The sequence below is a fragment of the uncultured Psychroserpens sp. genome (assembly GCF_947503375.1).
Taxonomy (GTDB): Bacteria; Bacteroidota; Bacteroidia; order Flavobacteriales; family Flavobacteriaceae; genus Psychroserpens.
In genome coordinates, this window is sequence record NZ_CANNDQ010000004.1 from 261,252 (window position 1) to 286,265 (window position 25,014).

General features: G+C 33.8%; 22 protein-coding genes. 6 read left to right on the top strand and 16 right to left on the bottom strand.

Features of this window, described 5'->3' with window-relative positions; all coding sequences use genetic code 11:
- Nucleotide 1 precedes the first annotated feature (1 nt).
- The 8 genes from Q0876_RS09005 to Q0876_RS09040 all read right to left on the bottom strand — a co-directional run bounded on the left by Q0876_RS09005 (nt 2) and on the right by Q0876_RS09040 (nt 8,233).
- Nucleotides 2-577: a phosphatase PAP2 family protein gene (locus tag Q0876_RS09005; RefSeq protein ID WP_299226531.1), complete on the bottom strand. Its 576-nt coding sequence runs from the start codon at nt 575-577 to the stop codon at nt 2-4.
- The gene (locus Q0876_RS09010) at nt 577-804 is read right to left on the bottom strand and encodes a hypothetical protein (protein ID WP_299226534.1); all 228 of its coding nucleotides are present in this window, start codon (nt 802-804) and stop codon (nt 577-579) included. Before Q0876_RS09010 ends, Q0876_RS09005 begins: the two co-directional genes overlap by 1 nt.
- 6 nt (nt 805-810) lie before the next feature.
- Complete coding sequence (locus Q0876_RS09015) at nt 811-2,193, bottom strand: MATE family efflux transporter (RefSeq protein ID WP_299226738.1); 1,383 nt, start codon at nt 2,191-2,193, stop codon at nt 811-813.
- 342 nt (nt 2,194-2,535) lie between these two features.
- Nucleotides 2,536-3,645, bottom strand: a complete 1,110-nt coding sequence (locus tag Q0876_RS09020; protein ID WP_299226537.1) for an ATP-grasp domain-containing protein — start codon at nt 3,643-3,645, stop codon at nt 2,536-2,538.
- 44 nt (nt 3,646-3,689) lie between these two features.
- Nucleotides 3,690-4,637 (bottom strand): nitronate monooxygenase, encoded by a 948-nt coding sequence (locus Q0876_RS09025; RefSeq protein ID WP_299226540.1) that lies wholly within the window; start codon nt 4,635-4,637, stop codon nt 3,690-3,692.
- On the bottom strand, nt 4,638-6,248 hold the full coding sequence (locus tag Q0876_RS09030) for a S8 family serine peptidase (RefSeq protein WP_299226543.1): 1,611 nt from the start codon (nt 6,246-6,248) through the stop codon (nt 4,638-4,640).
- Between the two features lie 32 nt (nt 6,249-6,280).
- Nucleotides 6,281-7,468, bottom strand: a complete 1,188-nt coding sequence (mnmA, locus tag Q0876_RS09035; protein WP_299226546.1) for a tRNA 2-thiouridine(34) synthase MnmA — start codon at nt 7,466-7,468, stop codon at nt 6,281-6,283.
- Between the two features lie 78 nt (nt 7,469-7,546).
- Nucleotides 7,547-8,233 carry a toxin-antitoxin system YwqK family antitoxin gene (locus tag Q0876_RS09040; protein ID WP_299226548.1) on the bottom strand — a complete coding sequence of 229 codons (687 nt, stop codon included), beginning with the start codon at nt 8,231-8,233 and terminating at the stop codon, nt 7,547-7,549.
- A gap of 102 nt (nt 8,234-8,335) precedes the next feature.
- On the opposite strand from Q0876_RS09040, the gene Q0876_RS09045 reads away from it, so the two are divergent.
- A complete protein-coding gene (locus Q0876_RS09045) occupies nt 8,336-9,742 on the top strand; it encodes a fasciclin domain-containing protein (RefSeq protein WP_299226551.1) in 1,407 nt (468 codons plus the stop codon).
- A 260-nt stretch (nt 9,743-10,002) separates the two neighbouring features.
- Here the strand turns inward: Q0876_RS09045 and yidC are convergent, their stop codons facing one another.
- From yidC to Q0876_RS09060, 3 genes are all read right to left on the bottom strand, one after another.
- Nucleotides 10,003-11,910, bottom strand: coding sequence for a membrane protein insertase YidC (gene yidC / locus Q0876_RS09050; RefSeq protein WP_299226554.1), 1,908 nt, complete (start codon nt 11,908-11,910; stop codon nt 10,003-10,005).
- Nucleotides 11,911-11,977: 67 nt separating this feature from the next.
- Entirely contained in the window at nt 11,978-13,615 is a 1,638-nt protein-coding gene (locus tag Q0876_RS09055) for a CTP synthase (protein ID WP_299226557.1), read from the bottom strand.
- A gap of 130 nt (nt 13,616-13,745) precedes the next feature.
- A complete protein-coding gene (locus tag Q0876_RS09060; protein ID WP_299226559.1) occupies nt 13,746-14,204 on the bottom strand; it encodes a hypothetical protein in 459 nt (152 codons plus the stop codon).
- Between the two features lie 226 nt (nt 14,205-14,430).
- Between Q0876_RS09060 and Q0876_RS09065 the strand changes: the two genes are divergently transcribed.
- From Q0876_RS09065 to Q0876_RS09075, 3 genes are all read left to right on the top strand, one after another.
- A complete protein-coding gene (locus Q0876_RS09065) occupies nt 14,431-15,996 on the top strand; it encodes an MBL fold metallo-hydrolase (protein ID WP_299226561.1) in 1,566 nt (521 codons plus the stop codon).
- Between the two features lie 293 nt (nt 15,997-16,289).
- Nucleotides 16,290-16,637, top strand: a complete 348-nt coding sequence (locus Q0876_RS09070; protein WP_299226563.1) for a hypothetical protein — start codon at nt 16,290-16,292, stop codon at nt 16,635-16,637.
- A 3-nt stretch (nt 16,638-16,640) separates the two neighbouring features.
- A complete protein-coding gene (locus tag Q0876_RS09075; protein ID WP_299226565.1) occupies nt 16,641-16,970 on the top strand; it encodes a hypothetical protein in 330 nt (109 codons plus the stop codon).
- Nucleotides 16,971-17,139: 169 nt separating this feature from the next.
- Here the strand turns inward: Q0876_RS09075 and Q0876_RS09080 are convergent, their stop codons facing one another.
- The 5 genes from Q0876_RS09080 to guaA all read right to left on the bottom strand — a co-directional run bounded on the left by Q0876_RS09080 (nt 17,140) and on the right by guaA (nt 21,836).
- Nucleotides 17,140-17,367, bottom strand: coding sequence for a DUF3820 family protein (locus tag Q0876_RS09080; RefSeq protein ID WP_299226741.1), 228 nt, complete (start codon nt 17,365-17,367; stop codon nt 17,140-17,142).
- A 5-nt stretch (nt 17,368-17,372) separates the two neighbouring features.
- A complete protein-coding gene (locus tag Q0876_RS09085; RefSeq protein ID WP_299226567.1) occupies nt 17,373-17,918 on the bottom strand; it encodes a DUF922 domain-containing protein in 546 nt (181 codons plus the stop codon).
- Nucleotides 17,919-18,320 (bottom strand): OsmC family protein, encoded by a 402-nt coding sequence (locus tag Q0876_RS09090; protein ID WP_299226569.1) that lies wholly within the window; start codon nt 18,318-18,320, stop codon nt 17,919-17,921. It lies immediately after the preceding gene.
- Nucleotides 18,317-20,224: a LysM peptidoglycan-binding domain-containing protein gene (locus Q0876_RS09095; protein WP_299226572.1), complete on the bottom strand. Its 1,908-nt coding sequence runs from the start codon at nt 20,222-20,224 to the stop codon at nt 18,317-18,319. The genes Q0876_RS09090 and Q0876_RS09095 overlap by 4 nt, the downstream gene beginning before the upstream one ends.
- Nucleotides 20,225-20,300: 76 nt before the next feature.
- Complete coding sequence (guaA, locus tag Q0876_RS09100; RefSeq protein WP_299226575.1) at nt 20,301-21,836, bottom strand: glutamine-hydrolyzing GMP synthase; 1,536 nt, start codon at nt 21,834-21,836, stop codon at nt 20,301-20,303.
- A gap of 149 nt (nt 21,837-21,985) precedes the next feature.
- On the opposite strand from guaA, the gene Q0876_RS09105 reads away from it, so the two are divergent.
- The gene (locus Q0876_RS09105) at nt 21,986-23,848 is read left to right on the top strand and encodes a tetratricopeptide repeat protein (protein WP_299226578.1); all 1,863 of its coding nucleotides are present in this window, start codon (nt 21,986-21,988) and stop codon (nt 23,846-23,848) included.
- 189 nt (nt 23,849-24,037) lie between these two features.
- The gene (locus tag Q0876_RS09110) at nt 24,038-25,006 is read left to right on the top strand and encodes a hypothetical protein (RefSeq protein WP_299226581.1); all 969 of its coding nucleotides are present in this window, start codon (nt 24,038-24,040) and stop codon (nt 25,004-25,006) included.
- The last annotated feature ends 8 nt before the right edge of the window (nt 25,007-25,014 follow it).

Sequence of the window (25,014 nt, forward strand, 5' to 3'; positions counted from 1 at the left end):
ATTATTTAAGTTGAAATCTTGATTGTAAATACATATCTAATTTGTAAAATAAAAAACCAGAAAATCCACCAAAAAACATTCCGCTTAATACATCTAACGGATAGTGTACTCCTATGTATATCCTGCTATAACCCATTACCATTGCCCAAATGATTAACAAATAAGGTAAATACTTATACTTAGATTTTAACATTAAACTAGTAAATACCGCTATAGCCATAGAATTTGAAGCATGCCCAGAAAAATAACCATATTTACCTCCACATGAACTTTTTACTAACCTATATAGTCCTTCTATCTCTGGATTATGGCAAGGCCTCAGTCTTAGTACAATTACTTTCTTAAATAAATTGGTCACTTGGTCTGTAAACGTAATCAAAAGCGCAATTACTAATAGGGTAAGTACAAACATTTTTGTATTTAATCGCTTGTACATCAAGTAAGCTAAGATGATATAAAAAGGAATCCAGTTAAATTTGGTTGTATAAAACATCCAGAATCCATCCCAAGCTGAAGTTCCAAGCGAGTTTAGGTGAATAAATAATTCGGTATCAAGTTTAACTAACTCTTCAAGCATTAGGCATCGTATCTTTCAATTTCTCTATCGTAAAAATCTGTAGCTTGCTGTATCAAGTTTTCTGTTTCCCTTTCAATCTCTTTTTGATCATGTTCATCAAATTCTTCAAACCATTCTACTTCGTCATCTTCTAAATTTAGAATAAATCTAGGAAAATCAGTATGTATTACATAAATAGCATTTGGATAATCTGTATTATCACCTAATATAAATTTTGGAAGTTCCATCTTATTTTACGGATTAGTATTCAACAAAATTAACTTTTTCGTTAAATAATTAAATCTAATATATAATAATATTGCAGCTGTAGTTAAACCAGCTAATAAACCAAGCCAAATACCAAAACTTCCATAAGCTTCTTCTTTCCCTAGAAAATAACTTATAGGAAACCCAATTACCCAATACGACAAAAATGTAATAAGTGTTGGTATTTTTACATCTTGCAAACCTCTTAAAGCTCCCAATACTACAACTTGTATACTATCACTAATTTGAAATATAGCTGCAGCTAGCATAAGTTTTGATGCTATACTTACCACTTCTGTATTATCAATTAAGTTTTTTGCATCATTATAGTCAACATATAATTTTGGCAAATGCTCATGGAACATAAAGAAAATAATTCCGAAACATGCTGCCAATAAAACGGCTAATAAAAATATTGAAAAAGCGATTCGTCTAAGTTCAAAATATTGATGTAATCCTTTTTGATTTCCTACTCTTATCATTGAAGCAACACTTAATCCCATTGCCACCATAAAAGTCATTGAAGACAGATTCAAAGCAATTTGATTAGCGGCTTGGGGATTTTTACCTAGCAAACCACTAAGCCATATTGCCGCTGTAAAAATGGCAACTTCAAAAAACATTTGCATAGCGCTTGGCGACCCTAAATTAACTACTTTTTTAAGCATCAATTTATCTAATGCGAATATCTTAACTTGAGTTACATAATCTCTTGATTTGTCTTTTTTTGTAAGTAACCACCATAAATGTGCAACCATTATAAATCTTGAAACCAATGTACCATAAGCCGCTCCAACGATTCCCATTTCAGGGAAACCAAACTTTCCAAAAATTAAGATATAGTTTAGTAGTACATTTATGAGATTAGCAAATATGGTTGCATACATTGGATATCGTGTCATTGACAACCCATCGCTAAACTGTTTAAATGCTTGAAATACTATGAGAGGGATGAGTGAAAAGGCAACAAGATCTAGGTAAGGCATTGCTAATACTACAACCTCTTTAGGTTGTTTCATTAAATACATAAGTGGCTTTGCAAAGAAAACCATTACAAAGAGTGCAATACCTAAAACTATACATAAAAATAAGCCATGTTTAAAAGCCGATTTGCCATTTTTAAAATTATTTGCTGAATCTGCTTCAGCCACTAAAGATGTTATTGCTGTAGAGAAACCTATTCCAAGAGACATGGCAATAAAAATAAAACTATTCCCTAATGAAACAGCTGCTAATTCTGCAGTCCCAAGTTGACCAACCATAATATTATCAACAAAACTCACAAAAGTATGCCCTAACATACCCAACATTACAGGAGCAGCAAGTTGCCAGTTGTATTTAAATTCTTTTGTATAGTTAGTTAAGATCAAATGTGCGTTTATTATAGTTTTCAAAGGTAAGTTTTACTAATCTATATCTAGTAAACAACATTCAATTTTCATAGATATTAAATTCAAAAGGTTGATAATTATTGGGTTATAATTAAAAATTGTTAATAAGTTGGATTATTTTTTTTTAATCAACCCAATAGAAACCTTTATTTTTACTTTATTAAATACCTTATTTTAGTAGGTTAGGTATTTGGGGTAGAAACTTTTTTAGCTATTATTTTAGAGGGATTTAAAAATTTTGTTGTTAAAAAACGTTTCAAGCAAAAGAGGACCTAGGTCCTCTTTTGTTGTTTTATAAAGTGAATAATTATGATTAATAGTCTAAAAAAGTCTTCCAAACCATTCTCTAAATTTATAAAATGTTGGTAAAGGATCCTTTAAAAAAGATTTCGCTTCAGTATGGTTTAGTAAAAAATGTGTTTTAAAGATAAACCAAGGCTTGTATTTAATAGATTTTAAGACGCCTTTTAATCGCATATAAATAATAGGTACAGCCTTTGGGGCTTCGATTTTGTTATTAATAGTTAATTGAATGGCGAGATCAGGAAAGTTAACACCTGCATATTTTGAGCCTTCTAAACTACCCCAAAAACGAGCATTTACTTCAATTACCTTATAGTTGTTTGCTTGACTATCGTATCGCATATCTATATGCGCGACACCAGACCAGTTAAGCTGTTTCATTAATTGCTTAACAACTTTTATAACCTCATCATTCTCAATAAATTCAAAACTCAATTGCGGTGCGAAAATACTATGCCCTTTTAAATTCCCTTTTTGAATGGTATATGTTAGAACTTCGCCATCTAAACATAACACACTACAATCTATGTCGTAACCTAATATGTATTCTTGAATGAATAATTCATCACTACTGGAAAACGTATTCAAGTAATTATCTAGTGCTGATCTATCATCAAATTTCACAATCCCATCTCCACCTTTCTCACTCAATGGTTTTAACAGAATTGGAAATTGTAATAGAGATAAACTTTCGTTAATTGTAGTGGCACTTTTAGCATAAAAGAACTTAGGATGTGGAATGTCATATTCATCTAAAAATAGACTTAGTTTATGCTTATTTGTAGCTGTTTCAAAACTTTTTAAGAACGGTAAAGGAATAATCTTTACGGTAGCAGGTAAAAGATGTTTATGCCTAATGAAAAATTGTATTTCATTCTCAGCAATAGGGATAATAACCGAAATTTGTTGTGCTTTAACTTCATTGATGATAAGATGCAACCAATCCGTATCTGTATCTCTTTTATAGTATTTGTAATAGGATGTGTACCTTGAAAATTTAGTTGCTGTGCGCTTTTTATCTGAAAGCACGAATAACTTATACTCATTAATCTCAGATAAGCAATTGATAACCGCTAATGCCCATGTGCTATTACCATCAGGAATTAAAACATTAAGGCTAGAATTCATAAATATTAAGGGAGATGATTGCTATCGACCAAATATACTATTTTTTAATATAATGGTTGACTTGCCTGTTGTTGTGCTTGTTTAAACTCATTGATCATATCTTCTACTATTTGAGCTGCAGGTTTAATATCATGAATTAATCCAGAAATCTGACCAATTTCTAATTCTCCATCGTCAAGATCACCTTCAAACATACCTCGTTTTGCTCTTGCTCTTCCAAGATGGGTTTTAAGCTCTTCAACAGTTGTACCTTTTTTATATAGCTCTTGTAGTTCATTGTAGAACTTATTCTTTATTAATCGTACAGGTGCTAATTCTTTTAATGTCAATTGTGTATCCCCTTCTTTAGCTTCAACGACTACTTGTTTAAAAGCTTCATGAGCAGAAGATTCTTCACTTGCAACAAATCTGCTACCAACCTGTACTGCATCAGCTCCTAATACCATTACAGCCAACATAGCGCTTCCAGTGGCTATTCCTCCCGCAGCAATCAAAGGAATATGCAGATGCTCTCTTACCATAGGTATGAGTGTAAGTGTTGTGGTTTCGTCTCTACCATTATGCCCTCCTGCTTCAAAACCTTCAGCAACAACCGCATCAACTCCAGCTTCTTGAGCTTTTAAAGCAAATTTGACACTACTTACCACATGAACGACAGTAATTCCTCTTTCCTTCAACCAAGCTGTCCATGTTTTTGGATTTCCTGCTGAAGTAAACACAATAGAAACCTTTTCTTCAACAATGATATCCATAATTTCTTCAATATTAGGATATAACATTGGAACATTGACTCCAAAAGGGTTATCGGTTGCCATTTTACATTTCTGAATATGTTCTCGCAATACATCAGGATACATAGACCCAGCACCAATTAATCCTAATGCTCCAGCATTACTCGCGGCAGAAGCTAGTTTCCAACCACTATTCCAAATCATTCCTGCTTGAATGATAGGATATTTAATACCAAATAAATTGGTGATAGAATTTGCCATTTAAGATTTAATCAGTTTAAACAGTTTTGAAGTATTTTCAGATTGAAAAGACATGATATAAACGCCAGAAGCCATAGATGATACATCTAATTGTGATGATGCTCGTTGTAAATTTTGATCTAATATAAGTTTCCCTAGTGTATCGTAAATTTTTAGATTGGTATTGCTAATACCAAATGGAACTTGAATATTCAGAATAGTTGTAGCTGGATTAGGAAATATATTAAAACTAGTAAATGTTTCTTCTTCTACAGATAAACCTATATCAAAAGCCAACTGCAAATTAGGAATACCATAACCTAACAAAAAGTTTGGTGTATTATACTGTGATGCAGACATTCGCACATATTGCTTGATTTCTTCATGCGATGCATTTGGCAACGCTTGCCATAATGACGCTATGCCTCCAGCTAAAATAGGCGAACTAAAAGAGGTTCCATTATTATTGACCACATTATTAGTTTCATCAATCACAAATGCTGCCTCTCCTCTAGCTACCACATCTGGTTTTTGGGTAGGTTGTGTTGCATTACCTCTAGAACTAAACGTTGCATACTGACCTGTTGCGTTTACAGCTCCAACACTTAAAACACCAGCTGCATCTGCTGGAGCACCAACAATTTGCCAATCATTATTACCAGAATTACCTGCTGAAGCAACTACCAAAATTCCTTTTTCATTAGCAATGTTAGCGCCTTTTGTAATAAAAGCTGTATTACCATCCATATCATCTGTAGTATAGCTATAATTTGTATTGTCGTAAACTCTATAACCTAGTGATGAGTTAATGATATGAACACCTAAACTATCTGCTCTTTCGGCTGCTTCGACCCAAAGCATCTCTTCAAGAGGTGTTTCTCTATTTGCATCTTCAGTTCTGAATAAATAATAGCTTGCATCTGGTGCTGTACCAACATACTGATCTTGAATAAAACCTGCCATATTACTTAAAACTCTAGTGCCATGAGTATTAGCTGTAAATGCAAAAACATCTGGAGTTCTATCAACAAAATCATAACCTCCCAGTAAATCACCATTATCTCTCAAGCGTTGAAAAGCAGCCATCGTATCAACATTTGGGAAACCAGAATCTAAAACAGCAATAATAATCCCTTCGCCAGTGTAGTCATCTAGGTGTAATGCATCAACGCTAATCATTTCAACTTGATTTTGAGCATTACCATACGAAAAATCGACTAAATTTTCTTCAATTTCAAACTTGTCATTGTGTTCTGATGAGCGTGATTCTGAATTAAGGGCTTTATTAGCAAAATCAACAGATTCAACAAAACTAAGAGACTCTAGAGCACTAATGTTTGCCTCTGTGCCTCTAACATAAACCGCATTAAACCACTTAGACTTTGCATGTACTGTAATACCTGGTTGATTTTTTAATTGTGATATATAACTTTCATTTACGGGAACGTCTCGCTCATCAATCATTATATTGTGGGCAGCCTTTCTATTAATAGCATTTTGAGTAAGAATGGCAATTGGGTTGGCAATAGATGCAGATACATTTTCTTTATCTGTTAGATAAACCCAAGCATCTTGTTGAGCAAAAGCAATGCATTGAAAGAGGATTACACTATAGAGTAATATTTTTTTCATATTGCAACAATTTGGGCGATTTTTACTGCAATTTAAGAAATAACTCCCGAACCTACTAATTCATCATCTAAATACCAAGCGACAAACTGACCTTCAGTAATTGCTGATTGAGGAACTTTAAACTCAACAAAAAGACCATTGTTTACTTTATAAAGTGTTGCCTCTTGTAATGGCTGACGATATCTAATTCTTGCTTTCACAGCCATTGATTCGTCTGTATTTAGTTTTAAATCTTGACGAACCCAATGCAATTCGTCATTTGTAACAAACAACGCACTTTTAAGTAAACCTGGATGTGATTTACCTTGACCAGTATAAATTACGTTTTCTTTAACATCAGTTTCTATTACAAATAGTGGTTCTGCAGTGCCACCAACGGCTAGGCCTTTACGTTGTCCTTTGGTAAAATAGTGAGCACCTTGATGTTTGCCTACAACTTTTCCATCTGTTACCGAATATCCAACTCGTTTTGTCAAGTACTGAAGTTGCTCTTTCTTAGAAGCAAAATCTAATAATGTTTCGTTATATATCTCCTTTTCTTTAGGAATTTCAACAATGACACCTTCTTTTGGTTTTAATTTCTGCTGAAGAAATTCTGGTAATCTCACTTTACCTATAAAACATAATCCTTGTGAATCTTTCTTATCAGCTGTTACCAAATTTTGTTCTGATGCAATAGCACGTACCTCTGGCTTTGTTAATTCACCGATAGGGAAAAGAGCTTTAGCTAATTGTTGTTGAGATAATTGACATAAAAAGTAAGATTGATCTTTATTTGTATCAATACCCGATCGCAATTGATAAATAGTTTCTCCATCTTTTTCAATAAAACTTTTTCTACAATAGTGGCCTGTAGCTACATAATCTGCTCCAAGCTCTAGAGCTATCTTCATGAAGACATCAAATTTAATCTCTCTATTACATAGGACATCTGGATTAGGCGTTCTCCCTTTTTGATATTCATCAAACATATAGTCGACAATACGTGCTTTATATTGTTCACTCAAATCTACCGTTTGAAATGGAATTCCGAGTTTATTCGCTACTAATAAAGCATCGTTGCTATCATCTAACCAAGGGCACTCGTCAGAAATAGTCACAGAGTCATCGTGCCAGTTTTTCATAAACAAGCCTATAACTTCATAACCTTGCGCTTTCAGCAAATATGCCGCAACACTAGAGTCTACTCCACCAGAAAGTCCAACTATAACTCTTTTCATGTTGCAAAATTAAGAAATAAAAATAGCAACACGTATGATGTTGCTATTGTAAATTACTATGTGTTAGATAAATTTTACCTATTGTTTCTTTGGGTTTTTACTTCGTCTTGTATGGTCTTTTGTTTCTTTTAATTTACCATCTTCATAATAGGTCCATATACCATGTTTTCTCCCTTTTTGGTATTTGCCTTCTGCAAGCAAAACACCCTCTGCATCGTAATATTTAGAAACACCATGTAGTTCGTCATTCTCATAAAGAAATCGTTTTAAAACAACCCCTTTATCAGAATACCATATAGACTCACCTTCAAGTTTTCCATTCGTGTAATTTGATATCTCAGCAATTTGTCCATTCTCATAATATACTGTTTTCTCTCCATGTAATTGCCCTTGATCGTTATAGTGCTCTACAGACATTATAGAATCAGATTTATTATGATAGAACACCCATTTACCAAAATAGAGTTTTCCGTTCATCTTTCCTTCACTAATGACCTTGCCTTTTGATGATAAAAAAGTAACAGATGCTATATCATTATCTTTATTAAATACTTTGATTCCACTTAGTACACTCTTTCCATTCTTCAAGGTATAAAACTTGAACGTGTCTACTTCTTTTCCGTGAAAAAACTGCCCAGAGTATCTTAGTTGGTTTGTATTGTGAAAACTCTTTTTCCATAAACCATGCCGCTTACCATTTTCATCTAATTGATTTACAGGATCTTGAGCATGTGAACTTACGGTGTTAATTGTTAAAGTTAACATAAAAAACAAACAGGTTTTTATATTTTGTTTAATCATTTCTTAATTTTGTTGAACAGACTAATTGAAATTATTAATAAAGTTAAACTACAAAAACTCAAAAAAATGAAAATTATTTCAAAAACATTAAGAATTTTACCACTATTACTATTTGTACTTGCCCTACAATCTTGTAGTGACGATGATGATAACAATCAAATTATCTTACCACAACAATTAAATATTGTTCAAACTGCACAAGCAACACCTGCATTATCAAGTCTAGTTGCAGCTATTCAAGCTGCTAATGGAGACCTAGGAACTGTTTTAAGTGGTGACGGACCATTCACTGTATTAGCACCAACTAATGATGCTTTTGACACATTTTTGGGTGGTACACCACTTGATCAAGTAGATCCTGACGTATTAGAACAAATTTTAAGAAACCATGTTATATCTGGTGATATCAGTGCTACTGATTTAGCTATATTATCAGGAGCAGATGGAAGAGGATATTCTAATACGCTCGCAGCTGGTGTAGCTGGAGAAAATGTGAGCATACTTTTTGATACTAACGGAGCTTTACCAAGATTTAATAATATGGCTAGTGTAGCTTCAGCTGATTTAGCTGATATTCCTGCATCAAATGGTACAGTACATGTTATTGATGCAGTTATTACAATTCCTACTATTGTAGACCATGTTGTAAATAATGAAAGTTTATCTTCATTAGAAGGTGCTTTAATAGGAGAAAACCTAGTTCCGTTACCAGGCAATGGCCCGTATACTGTTTTTGCGCCTACAAATGATGCGTTTGGTTCTTTTACAAATCCAAACACAAACCCTTTAGCTAGTATTTTAGCAAACCATGTCATAGATGGTGCTGCAGCATTTTCTACTGGATTAGCTTCTGGATACGTAACCACTTTAGCTGCTAATGCTGATGCAGACAATCTAAGTATGTATGTGAATGTAGGTGAAGATGGAAGCGTTATGCTAAATGGTATTTCTATGGTATCTACTGTAGATGTAGTTGGTACTGATGGTGTGATTCATATTGTAAACGAAGTTATTGATTTACCGACAATTGTAACACATGCCGTTGCTAATCCAAACTTCTCAACTTTAGTCGCTGCATTAACAGATTTGACGCCTACAGATTATGTAAGTGTTTTAAGTAGTAATGATGCCAATAATGATGCATCTCCGTATACTGTTTTTGCTCCAACAAATGCTGCGTTTGGAGACTTACTAACGGATTTAAGTTTAGCAAGTGCAGCAGACATTCCTACTGCAACTTTAGAAGCAACTTTAAACCTGCACGTATTGACTGATTTAAACGTAAGAGCTGAAGATCTAGGTGGATTAGATGGTAACTCAGTTCCTACATTTGGAGGTCCAAGCATTACTATTGATGCTGGAACACCTGCGATTATAGATCCTGATGGAGGTTCAAACCCAATTATAGCCACAGATGTGCAAGCTATAAATGGTGTTATTCATGGAATAAGTAGAGTTATAAGAGACTTATAATATATAATATCAAAAAATATCTTGATATTGAAAAGTTCATTTCAAATTGATTGATTAATAGCACATATAATTGATTTGATTATGATTGGTTGGTAAAGCGCCTTTAGGAATTCTAGAGGCGCTTTTTTTATAAGGCACAAACTACGAAAAAATTCACTTAAAGGTATTCTCTCAAATAAATGTAAGCAAGTAACTACTCTATAAAACATAAAAAAAGCCTTTAGGATTGTCTAAAGGCTTTTTAAATCACATAATAATGTTTAACGCTTCCTTTTCTGTTGTGCTTGCTTTTGTTGCTCAGCTTGCTCCATCATTTCAGCCATCTTCTTTTGGAATTTATTCTGCTTTTTAGGCTTCTTTTTATTTTCCTGAATTTGAGCATGAATCTTATCTTCATCTAAGATGTAATTTTTAATCACTAACATAATCCCGATACTAATTAAGTTAGAAATAAAATAATACAAACTTAATCCAGATGCATATTGGTTAAAGAACACTAGCATTAATATTGGTGAGAAGTAGATCATATACTTCATCATTTTACTCATATCTGGCATACCTTCTTGAGTTGGCTGAGAAGCCATTTGTTGCCCAGTAGTCATTTTCATGTAAAAGAAAATTGCTATTGCTGCTAAAATTGGAAATAAACTGACATGGTCTCCATATAATGGAATATTGAATGGCAGCTCGGCAATTACATCATAAGACGACAAATCATCTGCCCAAAGGAAACTCTTCTGCCTTAGATCGAATGCAGTTGGGAAAAATGTGAATAACGCATAGAAAACTGGTAATTGAATCAAACCAGGTAAACAACCTGCTAACGGACTCGCACCAGCCTTATTCTGTAAAGCCATTGTTTCCTGCTGCGCTTTCATCTTATTGTCTTTATGCTTTTCTCTTATCGCATCCAATTCTGGTTTCAACACCTTCATTTTTGCTTGTGACAAGAATTGTTTGTACTGAACAAAAGACATCATAAGTTTGATAAGTACTGTCATTACGATGATGGCTATACCATAAGGCAAGAATGAACTTAAGAATCCGAAAAGTGGGATGAACAATGTTTTATTGATCCAACCAAAAATTCCCCAACCAAATGGAATACTTTCTACAAGATCATGATCATATTGCTTTAAAATCTTGCTATCGGTAGGCCCAAAATAAAGTTGAAAGCTATTATTGGCTTCACCACCTGTAAATGTTAACGGCAATTTTGAATAGTATTGTTTTGTGAAAATCGTATCAATATCTTCATCTTCAACCAAATCCTTACTAGAAATATCTGCTGTTTTAAAAGGCTGATCTGCTACTAAAATAGTACTAAAAAAGTGTTGTCTGTAAGATAACCACTTTACGTCTTCAATTGTTTCCTCATCATCTCCTGCTTGTGATAGTTTGTCAATTTTACCATCATCGTGCATGTATGTTAATCGTGTATAACGATTTTCATAACTAATACTTTGGTCATGACTATACGCTTTGAGCCTCCAATCTAAATTAATAGCTTGCGAGCTATTAATCACGTTTAACAATCCTTGCGAACGTATTGAAAAATCCATCATGTAGTCATCTGGCTTCAGCTCATAGCGGTATTCTAAAAATTTACTTTCAGAAACCTTGAGCTTCATCGACACAACGGTATTATTGCCATTTTTACTCACTGATGGCTCAAAATAAAGGTCTTTCGTATTTAAAATTCTATTATCGGCAGTTGGAAATGTAATATTAAAACTTTCATTGTTGTTTTTGATTAAGTGTATTGGAACTGAATCATAATCCACAAAATTTCTAAGTTTCGCTTCTGAAATAAAACCGCCTTTATTACTAAATTTCAAAGACAAAACATCTGTTTCTACAGTAGTTTCTTTATCTGTAGCCGAAGGCAATGCAGATGCATAAGCAAATGCACCAAGTTTGTTTTTTAAATTCTCTAGTTGAAGGGAATCTTTTGCTGTTGTATTTGAAAAATCTTCAGCAGTAGTGACCAATGTATCTTCATTAGTTTTTTCTGCTGCTGCTTTCTTCTCTGCTTCTAACTGCTCTTGTTTCTCTTGTTCTGCTAGTTCTTCTGGTGTAGGCTGGTTTTGCCACATCATGTACACCAAAATTCCAAAAATAAGAATGAATCCTATAATGGAGTTTAGATCAAATTTTTTTTCTTCCATTTGTATTAATTAGCGTCTCCTAAATTTAGGAGCGGACAGATTTTTATTAGCAAAAAACTGTCCAATATTAGTTTTGTGCCATACTGACACTATTTTTATCTGTTTTGAAATTCAAGGCTGCTTTTACAAAAGCTACAAATAGTGGATGCGGACTAGCCACTGTACTTTTATATTCTGGGTGATACTGTACACCAACAAACCAATTATGATCTGGTATTTCAATGATTTCAACTAAACCAGTCTCAGGGTTCAGTCCTGTTGCTTTCATACCAGCCTCTTCAATTTGTTGTTTATAAGTGTTGTTAAATTCGTAACGATGTCTGTGACGTTCTTTAATAGTATTAGCATCATAAACGTCTTTAGCAATGCTGCCATCTAATAAGTCACAATCCCATGCACCAAGTCGCATTGTACCACCTTTATTTGTGACCGTCTTTTGAGATTCCATCAAATCAATTACTGGATTGGCTGTCTCTTCATCCATTTCTGTAGAATTGGCGTTCTTTAAGCCTAATATGTTTCTAGCATATTCAATAACTGCCATTTGCATGCCTAAACATATGCCTAAAAATGGAATATTTTGCTCACGGACATATTTTACAGCTTCGATTTTACCTTCAATACCGCGTTCCCCAAATCCTGGTGCTACAAGTACACCATGCAAATGCTTCAGCTTATCAGATGCATTGGCTTGGGTTAAATACTCCGAATGAATCGATTCTATTTTTACTTTCACTTCATTTTCAGCACCAGCATGAATAAACGCTTCTAATATAGATTTGTATGAATCCTGAAGCTCTACATACTTCCCAATTAAACCAATGGTAACTTCACCAGTTGGATTCTTATGACGTGTTAAAAATTGATTCCACTGTGTTAAATCAGGTTCTGAGCTATCGAGTGCTAATTTCTTAAGCACTACTTTATCTAGACCTTCTTCTAACATTAAATTAGGTACATCATAAATTGTTGATGCGTCTATAGATTGAATAACGGCTTCTGGACGAACGTTACAAAATTTAGCCAACTTCGTACGTACCTCAGCAGGGAGCTCATGTTCAGTACGACATACTAAAACATCTGCCATAACTCCACTTTCCATCAATGTCTTCACACTGTGTTGTGTTGGTTTGGTCTTTAACTCACCAGCAGCAGATAAGTAAGGTACTAAAGTTAAATGAATAACAATGGCATTGTTTTCTCCTAGTTCCCATTTTAATTGTCTAACCGCTTCAACATAAGGCAAAGATTCAATATCACCAACAGTTCCACCTATTTCAGTAATCACGATATCATAATCTCCTGTTTGTCCCAGAATTTGTACACGATGTTTGATCTCATCTGTAATATGCGGAATCACTTGAACGGTTTTCCCGAGAAATTCACCACGACGCTCTTTTTCAATGACACTTTGATAGATACGACCAGTAGTTACATTATTAGACTGGCTAGTTGGTACGTTTAAAAAGCGCTCATAATGTCCCAAATCTAAATCAGTCTCTGCGCCATCATCTGTAACATAACATTCACCATGTTCATACGGATTTAGAGTTCCGGGATCTACATTAATATAAGGGTCTAATTTTTGGATGGTCGTTCTGTAACCTTGAGCTTGGAGTAATTTAGCCAAGGATGCGGCAATGATGCCTTTTCCAAGTGAGGATGTTACACCTCCAGTTACAAAAATATATTTAGTAGTTGTCATGTTGCGCTGTTAAACGCAGGCAAATTTACAAAATTTAAATAGTTATTTCTGAATTGTTTTTGGTTTATTCACGAATATCAAAAATAGCCTCTTTTTGCAATTAAACCTCAATACATTATTATGGTTATTATCAACTAATTAAAGTGTTGTGCGAATCTAACTGTTTTGATGGACTTGCAATCATATTGATTTGGTTTGTATAAAATTGATAAAGTTCGTTAGTAACAACCACAGACTTACGTATCTCTTTGAGTCTATTAAGGTAAAAACTATCAGCCTTTAATGCAGCTTTGATCACTGCTTCATCTGACATAGGTGCAATGAGTGATTTAAAATTAGAAAAGAAGGCATGTACCTTAGACTGAATATTTGAAATAGATTTTGGTTTCACTTCCATTTGCTCAAGCTGAATAAGCACTTTCAAAATAAAATCTGTAGTATTCTCTTTCCTATAATGCAGCCAGTTGACAATATGTTCGCTATTAGTCTTAGAAATAAGAAATTCATAAGTTGATTCGGCCTTTAAACTAGCCATAAGCACTTTTTGAAGTGTTTCTGCACCTACAGCATATTTGATAACTGTTTTCATTGCTCTAAAGTTTCTGGTTAAATGATTATTACGAAGTTCGTGTTTATTAATAGTAAAGAGGTGTCTTATTTTATAAGAAGTTAATCCAAATACAAATGTGCCTAGAAATTAGTACCATGTTATACGTAGAACTACGTATTGACTTCATCAAAAAATATCTTGAAATTTGTTATGAAGTATTGTAAATATCTCAAAACTAGAAACTTCCTACGCTAAACATAATATCATGAGTATCATTGGCTACATCAAAGAAGATTTTGTAAAAACATACGCTAAAGCAAGTAAATCATCAACCAAACGCATGCAGCTTGTTTTTGGCGACAAAGTAGAAATCATCGAATATAAGAACAAATGGACGAAACTCAGGTCTATAGATAGTTATAGTAATTCTGTGAAATATGTTTCGGGAAAACTCGAGCTATCACAAAAAGGTGTCTTAAAAATTTCTATGGTCGATGTACAACAAGGCGATGGTATGATTGTTGAAAGTCCTGACGGAAAAGTGATGTTCATTGATGGTGGTGATAATAAACTATTTGCCAGACATGCTGCTGCGAGATACCAGTACAAAAATACATCCAAAGATCAGCCTATGGATGTTGATGCCATTTTGGTTACACATGGTGATGCTGATCATTTTGATGGCTTGAATGAGATCGTAAAATCTGAAACTAATAAAACGGCTCGTAAGCGTTTGTTTATCAAACCTAAGCGCATTTTCCACAATGGATTAGCCAAATCGCCAAGCAAAAAAAATGGAGTGTCAATACCAGACAAAAAACGATTTGGCAGAACTAAGAAAGTTGACGACACACTCTATGCCATTGACCTTTTTGATGACACAAGAGATGCTGATGAAGATCAATTGAATACACCTTTTAAAAATTGGCATAAATCATTAGAACATTGGGAAGAACAAAACAACACTACTATCGATTGCAAACGTATTGCGCACGGCATGGATACTACAAACATCTTTGATTTTTTAGATGAAGAAGATATCAAGATCGAACTCTTAGGTCCATTTACAAGAAAAGTAAGCTATTGGAATAAGATGTATGATGCACTCCCTTTTTTGAATAAGCATTCAGACGAGAGCATGATCCATATCGATTCTGATAAAGAGCTGAAAGAACTCTCAGCTTCGCACACCATAAATGGGCATTCTATAGCCTTTAGAATGGTGTACGGAAATGTGAGAATTCTTTTTACTGGTGATTTAAATAAAGAATCATTAGACATTATGATGAATAACGTCACCGATCCAAAAGCTTTAGAATGTGAGATTTTTAAAGCACCTCATCATGGCTCACATGATTTTGCCGTAAAAGCACTTAAGAAAGCGTCTCCTATAATTTCTATCATTTCATCTGGTGACGAGTCTTCGTTTCATGAGCACATTCATCCAAGAGCCACACTATTGGCTGCCTTGGGCAATAACAGTCGAACAGATATGAGTATTATACTGAGTACAGAACTCGCAGCTTTTTTCACTAAAAAAGACCTGTGCTATACGAGAGATACTTTAGCTGATTTCTTTAAGAACTCAACACAACAAAATTATACTTCAGAGGAGTTGCGGAAACTGTTTTCTGGTGTGCATAGAAAGGAAGATCCAAAAGGGCTGTTCTACGGATTTCAACGTACCAATTTTGGGATCATTCACATACGAACAGATGGCAAACGTATTTTGGCATTTACACACTCTGGAAAAAAAGGGATGAATGAAGCTTACTCCTATACAATTGCAGCAGACCACTCTGTGACCTCTAATAAAATTAAAAAAAGATAGGTTCATACGTAGAACTACGTATTGACATGCTGCTAAAAAAATACGAACTTCGCTTAACTATGGATATAAAGCATTGCAAACGATGTCATATCCAAATGTTGTGTGTCATTTTGGAAACTATTAAATTTTAAACAATGGATTTAACATTTGTAATCTTAGTTACTTTACTTATAATACTAATATTAGTAATTGCAACTTTAGGGTTTGTATTTATTAAGTTCAATAAAAACTTCCTATTTAACATAAATAAGTTTCTTAATAAGAAACCTCATTATTATAGATCAAACTACTATATGGCAGCATTTCATGATGAAATTTATGACTTTCTCTCAGAAATGGAAGATATAAATGAAATAAGACTCAGTAATGAAGCAAAGCAATTATTAATACTTCCTCTGATTGAATATCAAAAAATTTCTAAAAGGAATAGTCGTAATTTTAATACAAATGAAAACTTTAAAAGAGAACTAGATAGTTGGCGTGAATCAATATCAAAAATAATAAAAACTATTGCCTATGAACCTGCAAGAATTGATAGATTGGATAACGATTCAATATTAAACGAACGAACATCTCTATCTGTAATCAAAGCTTATGCAAAAAGATTTTGTAATATTCCACCATTTTGTGGAGAAAGATAAATTATGGCAGATAACCCAAAAAATGATGCGTGTAAAACATATTTAGAGCAAACTAAATTATTAGTTACACTATCCTCAGCATTTATTATAGCACCAGCAGTCTTTATTGAAAAGATAGGTTTTTTTAGTACTATCTCTCTCTTCATGGAGGTATGTTTTGTTTTGTCAGTTTTTATGGGATATGTCGTTTTTGGAACTATTTCTGGAACACAATTCAAAGGAGAATATAATGTCTATAATAAAGGCACCAAGATTTTCTCATGGCTACAAATAAGTTTATTTATGATTGGCTTAGTTCTCTTATTAATTAATCTTTATTCAATTAAATGTTAAATCCATTTTACTCAGTATAAACAAACACACAACAACGTATATAATCAATGCTAAACTTATACTCAAATTAAAATTCATATATTTAAACTACGGATTTGATACAACCTTAAATCCTACGGATTATAGGTCGCACAAACCATACACGAACACGTTAAACGTAACTCAACTCCTACCTTGGAAATCGTTCTTTAATATCTCTCACCAAATACTCCAAACCATTAATTTTAAGTTCATACACTTGTTGTAGCATATTGCCTAATTTTCCTTTTGGGAAACCTTTACCATGATACCAAACCACATAGTATTCTGGTAGATCGATGAGGTACCTGCCTTCGTATTTCCCATATGGCATTTTAGTATGCGCTAGTGTAATTAAAAATTGATGATCGGGTTGTATCACGTTTAACCTTTAGATTTGTATGCTTCGTAGGTTTTCAACTCTTTTGATACAAAAGCATTCCATTTGGCTTGCTGCTCCTTATTTATCGAGTTTTGACTTTCGGTATCGTACAGTTGTTGCATTTTGGCTAAAGCTTTATTGATGTGACTATGCAACATATCGAGGTCTGCTTTAATGGATGGTGTCACTTTTAATTGAGCCATTTCGTATCGCAGCTTACGTACATGCAATTCAGTAATATCAAAATGAAGCTGCTCATGTGCCAAAATGTAATCGTTGCCCTTTTTCTTTATATACCACGATTTTTCAGGATAGAAATGCGCTTCTACATTGGTTTTAAAACTAGTTATACGACCATCGGTCTTTTTTAGTGAATAGGAAAATGTAATGCCTGAAGCCGTTACAGCTGTAGCATCAGAGTCGGTCTCAACCTCACCTTTAAAATCACTCCATTTGAGTTTTTTTGATTCGTCCCAAGTTAGTGTCACCGCTTCATTAGGCGAGCCTAATAAACAAGTCAAAGCAAGTAAAACAATTCTAAGTAGCATTTAGTTCCAGTTAAACATAATATCTTTTTCAATATCAGGATGTAAACTGTAATGCACAGGGCAAGTATTTGCAGTACGTTCTAAAATCTTTCTCGTTTTATCATCTGCTTCAAACGAGAATTCTAAAATCACTTCAATCTTAGAGATTCGTCTTGGATTACTCGCCATTGTTTTGGTTACATGTGCTGTTGTACCAGTCATGTCTATACCCAAATCGCGTGCTTTAATGCCCATAACCGTAATCATGCAACTTGCTAATCCTGTGGCAACAGTATCTGTAGGAGAGAACGCTTTTCCTTTGCCATTATTGTCTACAGGTGCATCTGTATGAAACGAATTGCCAGATTTAATGTGTGTGCTTTCGGTTCTTAAACCACCTAAATAAGTTACTTTTGAGGTCATAATTTTGCTTCTATAATGGTTAGGTCATCGTACTTAACAATATATACTGCTTCGTTGTAATAGCCTCCGAATAATTTTTTAGAGTATCTAAATTTGTTTTCAACATATTCTGTTTCTACAGCACTCTCTGAAGCCTTATACAGATCTTCATCTGATGCCAAACGAAGTAACAGATCCAAAGTAAGATCAAAACCTCTAACTGCATATTTATTAGGACTCACACCATATTCTGAAGTGTATTTTCTAACAAACCCATTTCTTGAAGTCGCATCAACATCTTTATTTACAGAAGGATAATGGAATTTCAAATTAGACAAATGGTAATTGGAGATCTCTTTTCCTTCAAAAGCTTTATTCTTATTTGTGGTCATTAAAATAATCTCTTGATCTTCAACATTCAATCCATTAATCATACTAATTACATTAGAGGCAAAACCTTCGTTATCGGTCTCTAAGAATACAATATTCTTTCCTGATTTGAATATATTCTCAAGGTCGGTTTGATAAATAAAATATGCTTCTTGTCCTTTTTTATTCTTTCTAGATTGAATCTGTTTTGCTAGCGGAAACTCACCTTTTAGCTTATCACTTATCGCCTTGTGTTTTGAATCAGAAATAATCACCATGTGTTTAGGCAATGAGTCTTTTTTGATAAAGTTGATAATTGCCTGTTCCAATAGATCATCTGCAGGAATCGTTTGAAACACATTACTATAAAGATTTTCAGGCATGGTAAGTGGTGACACAACTGGCACGTTATGGCTCTTGAGCTCTGAAGCAATACGATCAAGATGATTTGGCATTAGTGGCCCAATAACTGCATCATAATTAGAAAAATCGTTAGTACTCAATATCTTAGAAATTTCAGCATTATGATTTCTAGTATCAAAGACTTTTAAATGGGTCGAGACACCTAATTGTTTAGCAGAATCTAAAGCCATTAAAACACCTGCGTGAAAGTCTAATGACACTGATAACAACCCGTTGGTTCTAATCATCTTCTTCGCTTCTGCAACAGAGTCGACGTCAATTTTATTTAGACTGTATGGCAGCATCAAAGCAATGCGCTTAGATTCTAAATTGGTTAAATTGTTTGCTAAATTGGTATTAGCAACGTCTTTGATAATATTGGTTGTAGCAATATTTCCAGGAACTTTCAATACCATTCCTAATTTTAATCCACCATCTTTAAGTTCTGGATTCAACGCTTCTAATTCCTCTTGCGTCACACCTAATTTTCGGTTGAGTGCCATGTAACCTTCGCTCTTTAAAACCGTATAATAGTTATACGCCTCTTCGACAGCTTTTTCCTCATTATCACTTATGTTTGGCACATTCAATTCGTCACCAGGCTGTAAAATCTCATTCATATTAGGATTAAGCATTTCCAATTCAGGCACTGTGATCCCAAATTTATAAGCAACGCGCCATTTACCTTCCTTAGGTAATACCTCATACTTTTTTATAGTGTTATTGAGCGTGACTTTATTAACTATGGTCTTGTAACGTGGAATTTTAATCTTATCACCTTTTCTAAGGTTTTCAGAATAAAGCGATGTATTGTATTTTTTGATGTCTTCCATCGCAATATTATATTTTTTTGAAATACTGAATAAGGTCTCCTTACGTCTTACTTTATGAGTTTTATAACCAATAAGTTCTTTAGTCTCAGAAGGGAGCTCTTCATTTTTAACTCTTGACGTAGGAATGATTAATACCATGTTAGGTTTTAATTCCTTTTTAGCATCAGGATTGAGTGCAAAAATATCAAATGGTGTTACTAAGTATTGCTTAGCTATTTGTTCAATAGTTTCGCCTTCTTGTACTTTATGCGTTTTATAATCTTGAGCACTTACAGAGAAACTGTAAAGCAAGATAGCAATAATAATTACGAGTTTTTTCATTCAAAAAATATTATAGCACTGATGCCAATGAGACTTTATGGTTATGAAACAATTTTGACGTGAAAGTCACACTATTTTATTCCCATTCAATCGTTGCTGGTGGTTTTGAGCTAATGTCGTATACTACTCTATTAACGCCTTTCACCTTATTTATTATTTCGTTCGAGGTTTTTTGTAAAAATTCATACGGAAGATTTACCCAATCGGCAGTCATTCCATCTGTACTTTCTACAGCTCTTAATGCTACGCATTTCTCATAAGTTCTCTCATCACCCATTACACCTACACTATTAACTGGCAATAATATTGCGCCAGCTTGCCATACTTTATCGTATAAATTCCAAGAACGCAAGTTATTAATAAAAACAGCATCTACCTCTTGTAATATACGTACTTTCTCGCGAGTTAGATCTCCGAGAATACGAATAGCAAGTCCTGGACCTGGAAATGGATGACGAGCTAATAGCTGCGAATCCATATTCATAGAAGCACCAACGCGTCTTACTTCATCTTTGAACAACGTTTTTAAAGGCTCAACGACTTTAAGTTTCATAAAATCTGGCAATCCACCAACATTATGATGACTTTTAATAGTTGCACTTGGTCCTCCAGTTGCCGAAACACTTTCAATTACGTCAGGATAAATAGTCCCTTGTGCTAACCATTTTACATCTTGAATACGATGTGCTTCATCATCAAAAACCTCAATAAACACACGACCTATTGTTTTTCGTTTTTCTTCTGGATCGCTCTTTCCTGCTAGAGCATCCAAAAAGCGTGCCGAAGCATCTACGCCTTTAACGTTAAGTCCCATCCCTTCGTATTGATGCAATACATCTTCAAATTCATTTTTACGAAGTAATCCATTGTTTACAAATATGCAATACAGGTTCTTACCAATAGCTTTGTGTAATAACATGGCGGCTACGGAAGAATCTACACCTCCTGACAAACCTAAAACTACTTTGTCATCGCCTAACTGAGATTTTAAGTTATCTACGGTTTCTTCAACAAAGGATTGAGGCGTCCAATCTTGCTCAACTTTGGCTATCTTAATAAGAAAGTTATGTAGCAATTGATGTCCATCTGTTGAATGGTATACTTCTGGATGAAATTGTATTGCATAAGTAGCTTCACCTTCAATTTTAAATGCTGCATTCTTAACATCTGTAGTACTGGCTAGAAGCTGTCCTCCAGTTGGTAATTTTTTAATGGTATCACTATGACTCATCCAAACTTGACTTCCTTCATGAATGTTCTCAAAAAAATCTTCGTCAGGTTTAACAAAATCTAAATTAGCTCTACCATATTCCCGTGTATTGGATTCTGCTACTTCTCCACCTGAAAAATGTGCGAGGTACTGTGCACCATAACACACACCTAAAAGCGGTTTTTTACCACGAATATTAGACAGGTCTGGATGGAGTACTTCTTCGCCTCGTACAGAATTAGGACTACCTGATAAGATTACTGCTTTAAAGCTATCAGAGTCATTAGGTATTTTATTGAATGGGTGAATTTCGCAGTAGATGTTTAACTCTCTTACACGACGTGCAATTAGCTGCGTGTATTGCGAACCGAAATCTAAAATAAGGACTTTGTTGTGTTGCATGTGCAAAAGTAATAATTGATTTTATAATGACCTTTTTCAGCTTATAATTTTTTATTTTTTTTTACATAAATGGACACTTCAAATACTAGAGGTTTAATTCTATCTATTTATATAGTATCTTTATGTAATACACTAAGCTACTTTAAATTATGAAGTTTAAATATCTCTTTTGTTTTCTACTGATGATCGTAACCAATGTAATTCTATCACAAAACCAAAAAAAAGCAGATAGTATTGATACCGTAATTCAGTCTTCTAAAGTAGATAGTGTAAAGGCTAAAAACTATTTAGAACTCTCAAAACTATACCGATTTGATGATCCTAAACAAATGCTCCTTTATTCTAAAAAAGCTTTAGAGTTATACCAAATCACTAACCATCATAAAGGACAAGCAGAAGCTTATTTTTATCAAACATCGTATTATAATTCTATTGGAAAATTAGATTCTGCTAGATACTTTATGAAAAAAAACATTGATCAATTATTACTAGCTAGAGACACTATAAATGCTGCTACTCAAACCTCTAATATGGCCTATTTTGAATTAGCAGATGGCAATACAGACAAAGCCATTACAATGTTAGATTCTCTTACTCCTGTTTTTATCAAATACAACGACTCTTCTAGTCTAGCTAGAACTTACATTGTAAAATCACAAGCATACAGTTTAAAAGGCTATAAAAGTTTAACACTTGAAGTCATTCAAAAAGCTTTAAGTATCTATAGAAATTTAAATGATAAAACTAATATTGCTCAAAGCTTACTTATTATTGGCGATCAATACCAAAGTGGAGAGCAAGATCAAAAAGCCATTACTGCATTTAAAGAAGCCCTTGAGCTCTATAAACGATTGAATAACAAAATATTCGTTGCTCAAACTCAAAGCTACTTAGGCGACTCATATTTAGCTATAGGTAATTATAACGAAGCAGACAAAAATCTTAATGAAGCATTACAACTTTCTAAAGAACTAAACTTTAATGCAAATATAGGGCGAACATATATCAATTTAGGAAGACTACATCTAGCGAGAAAAGAATATGATAAAGCTATTGATTTCTTAAAAGATGGTCTAAATTTATATCAATCGCTTCGCATTCCGCACAACGAAACTAGAGCGAGATTCAATATAGGTAGAGCCTATTTTGAAAAAGGCATGTATAGTAACGCTATTGAAAACCTAGATCAAAGTATCTCCATTTCAAAACGCATCAATGATATTAATAGATTAAAAGATGCATTGTATTATAAATCACTAGCATTAGAAAATTTAGGAGAGACTAAAGACGCATTTCTCGCCTATAAGGAAAGTAAACTCTTAAGTGATTCTATTTTTAATGAGAAAAGCCAGCAAAAAATCTCAGAACTTCAAATCAAATATGAAACAGAAAAAAAAGAACAACAAATAGCAATGCAGAATAACGAAATTGAACTTTTAGAAGAAAAGTCAAAAGTGAGCAATCTGCAAAGACTATTATTGGGTGTTGGCTTGGTGTTATCGCTAACAGCTATAGGCTTGGGTTGGTTTGGTTTCAAACAAAAACTAAAACGTAATAAAAGTGAAAAAGAGAAACTTGACAAAGAGCTTGAATTTAAAAAGAAAGAACTAACAACACATGCGTTACAATTAGCAAAAAAGAATGAATTATTAGGTGTTTTAAAATCTAAGGCTGAAGTATTAAAAACAGATCGCACGAAAACAAACGGTTATCAAGAATTGATCTCAACGATAAATCTCGATCTACAAGATGATAAAAACTGGGGGAATTTCACGCAATACTTCGAGCAAGCTTACAAAGGTTTTAATCAAAAGATAAAAGAAAAATACCCTCAAATAAATACTAATGACCTACGCTTCATAGCACTTCTAAAAATGAATTTATCCAACAAAGAAGTAGCAAGCATCTTAAACATTTCACCAGATGGTGTAAAGAAAGCACGTTATAGAATTCGAAAAAAACTCAATTTATCAACCGAAGATTCTTTAGAACAAATGGTTCAAGATCTATAATTTTAGGCTTTTACAACTCGTCTACCGTTTGTCTACCATCATTTCTTGTAAATACAATTAGCTGATTATAAGTTTATAACGTCATCAATTTGACATACCAGTTTTGTGGTGTCTTACTCAAGTTTGGGCTGCAGACCTTACACGAGTGAGTCACTATAAAACACATTAAACCACAAAACATTTATAATCATGAAATCTTTAAGACATACATTTAAGGCATTATTAGTGCTATACTTATTAGCCGCCTCTTGCTCTAGTGATGAAGGAGATAATAATACTACCCAATTTACAGCTTCAGATTTAATTCTTACCATAGATGAACATACCACCACTTCATTGTTAGGAACTATTACCACCAATATAGAAGGTAATTTAAATTACACCATAAGCTCTCAAAGCGTAGATGGTGCTCTAGGAATTGACAATTTTTTAGGACATGTTTTCGTTAATGATCGCTCCAAAATAGATTTTGAAACAACACCAGTTTTCGATGCTACAGTTACTGTGAGCAATTCATCAGATTCGGTCTCAGCAATGATTCAACTTACCTTGAACAATGTAGATGATATTGCTACCTTCCTATCCTCTAATAGCAGAGCAATTTATGATTCGGCAAGCCCAGGTGACTGGATAAAAATATCATCAAGCGAATACAACATTTTGGCATCAACATTAAAAAATGTTGTAAAATCTGGATCTACAGATGAGCAATATAATTTTGATGATACAATCTCTCCAGTGAGTGCTAGTGCAAATGGAATTACTATGGTTAATAACAATGGTGTTTCTATGCCAATTGACAGTTATGTTTTCGCTTTTAAGTACAATGTAACAGAAAATAATATTCAAGGCGCTAAAGTAAAAGCATTCTTTTACAGTTGTTGTCCAATGACCGATAATAAAAATATTGGCGAAGCTCTACCTATGCACAATTCTGGAGATAATTACTTTGTATTAAAAGGGAATAGCGCACCGACATCTCATGCAGGAATCGTTGGTTTTTTCTGTCCTAAAAAACCAGGATTTAAACAACTACCTTACGAAACTAATTACCTATTTAATCAGTCCGATGCAATATACTTTTCAGACCAAGGAGCTACAGAGTCAGCATTAATTCTTTATCAAGGTTTAAGTACTACGTTGAAACAATGGAACTAAAAAAGGGA

Bases quoted from the DNA above. Each gene is read 5' to 3' on its own strand.
- Q0876_RS09055 (WP_299226557.1), bottom strand. From the start codon at position 13,615: ATGACAACTACTAAATATATTTTTGTAACTGGAGGTGTAACATCCTCA.
- Q0876_RS09030 (WP_299226543.1), bottom strand. From the start codon at position 6,248: ATGAAAAAAATATTACTCTATAGTGTAATCCTCTTTCAATGCATTGCT.
- Q0876_RS09075 (WP_299226565.1), top strand. From the start codon at position 16,641: ATGGCAGATAACCCAAAAAATGATGCGTGTAAAACATATTTAGAGCAA.
- Q0876_RS09070 (WP_299226563.1), top strand. From the start codon at position 16,290: ATGGCAGCATTTCATGATGAAATTTATGACTTTCTCTCAGAAATGGAA.
- Q0876_RS09060 (WP_299226559.1), bottom strand. From the start codon at position 14,204: ATGAAAACAGTTATCAAATATGCTGTAGGTGCAGAAACACTTCAAAAA.
- guaA (WP_299226575.1), bottom strand. From the start codon at position 21,836: ATGCAACACAACAAAGTCCTTATTTTAGATTTCGGTTCGCAATACACG.
- Q0876_RS09110 (WP_299226581.1), top strand. From the start codon at position 24,038: ATGAAATCTTTAAGACATACATTTAAGGCATTATTAGTGCTATACTTA.
- Q0876_RS09040 (WP_299226548.1), bottom strand. From the start codon at position 8,233: ATGTTAACTTTAACAATTAACACCGTAAGTTCACATGCTCAAGATCCT.
- Q0876_RS09005 (WP_299226531.1), bottom strand. From the start codon at position 577: ATGCTTGAAGAGTTAGTTAAACTTGATACCGAATTATTTATTCACCTA.
- Q0876_RS09010 (WP_299226534.1), bottom strand. From the start codon at position 804: ATGGAACTTCCAAAATTTATATTAGGTGATAATACAGATTATCCAAAT.
- mnmA (WP_299226546.1), bottom strand. From the start codon at position 7,468: ATGAAAAGAGTTATAGTTGGACTTTCTGGTGGAGTAGACTCTAGTGTT.
- Q0876_RS09065 (WP_299226561.1), top strand. From the start codon at position 14,431: ATGAGTATCATTGGCTACATCAAAGAAGATTTTGTAAAAACATACGCT.
- Q0876_RS09025 (WP_299226540.1), bottom strand. From the start codon at position 4,637: ATGGCAAATTCTATCACCAATTTATTTGGTATTAAATATCCTATCATT.
- Q0876_RS09045 (WP_299226551.1), top strand. From the start codon at position 8,336: ATGAAAATTATTTCAAAAACATTAAGAATTTTACCACTATTACTATTT.
- Q0876_RS09090 (WP_299226569.1), bottom strand. From the start codon at position 18,320: ATGACCTCAAAAGTAACTTATTTAGGTGGTTTAAGAACCGAAAGCACA.
- Q0876_RS09095 (WP_299226572.1), bottom strand. From the start codon at position 20,224: ATGAAAAAACTCGTAATTATTATTGCTATCTTGCTTTACAGTTTCTCT.
- yidC (WP_299226554.1), bottom strand. From the start codon at position 11,910: ATGGAAGAAAAAAAATTTGATCTAAACTCCATTATAGGATTCATTCTT.
- Q0876_RS09020 (WP_299226537.1), bottom strand. From the start codon at position 3,645: ATGAATTCTAGCCTTAATGTTTTAATTCCTGATGGTAATAGCACATGG.
- Q0876_RS09105 (WP_299226578.1), top strand. From the start codon at position 21,986: ATGAAGTTTAAATATCTCTTTTGTTTTCTACTGATGATCGTAACCAAT.
- Q0876_RS09085 (WP_299226567.1), bottom strand. From the start codon at position 17,918: ATGCTACTTAGAATTGTTTTACTTGCTTTGACTTGTTTATTAGGCTCG.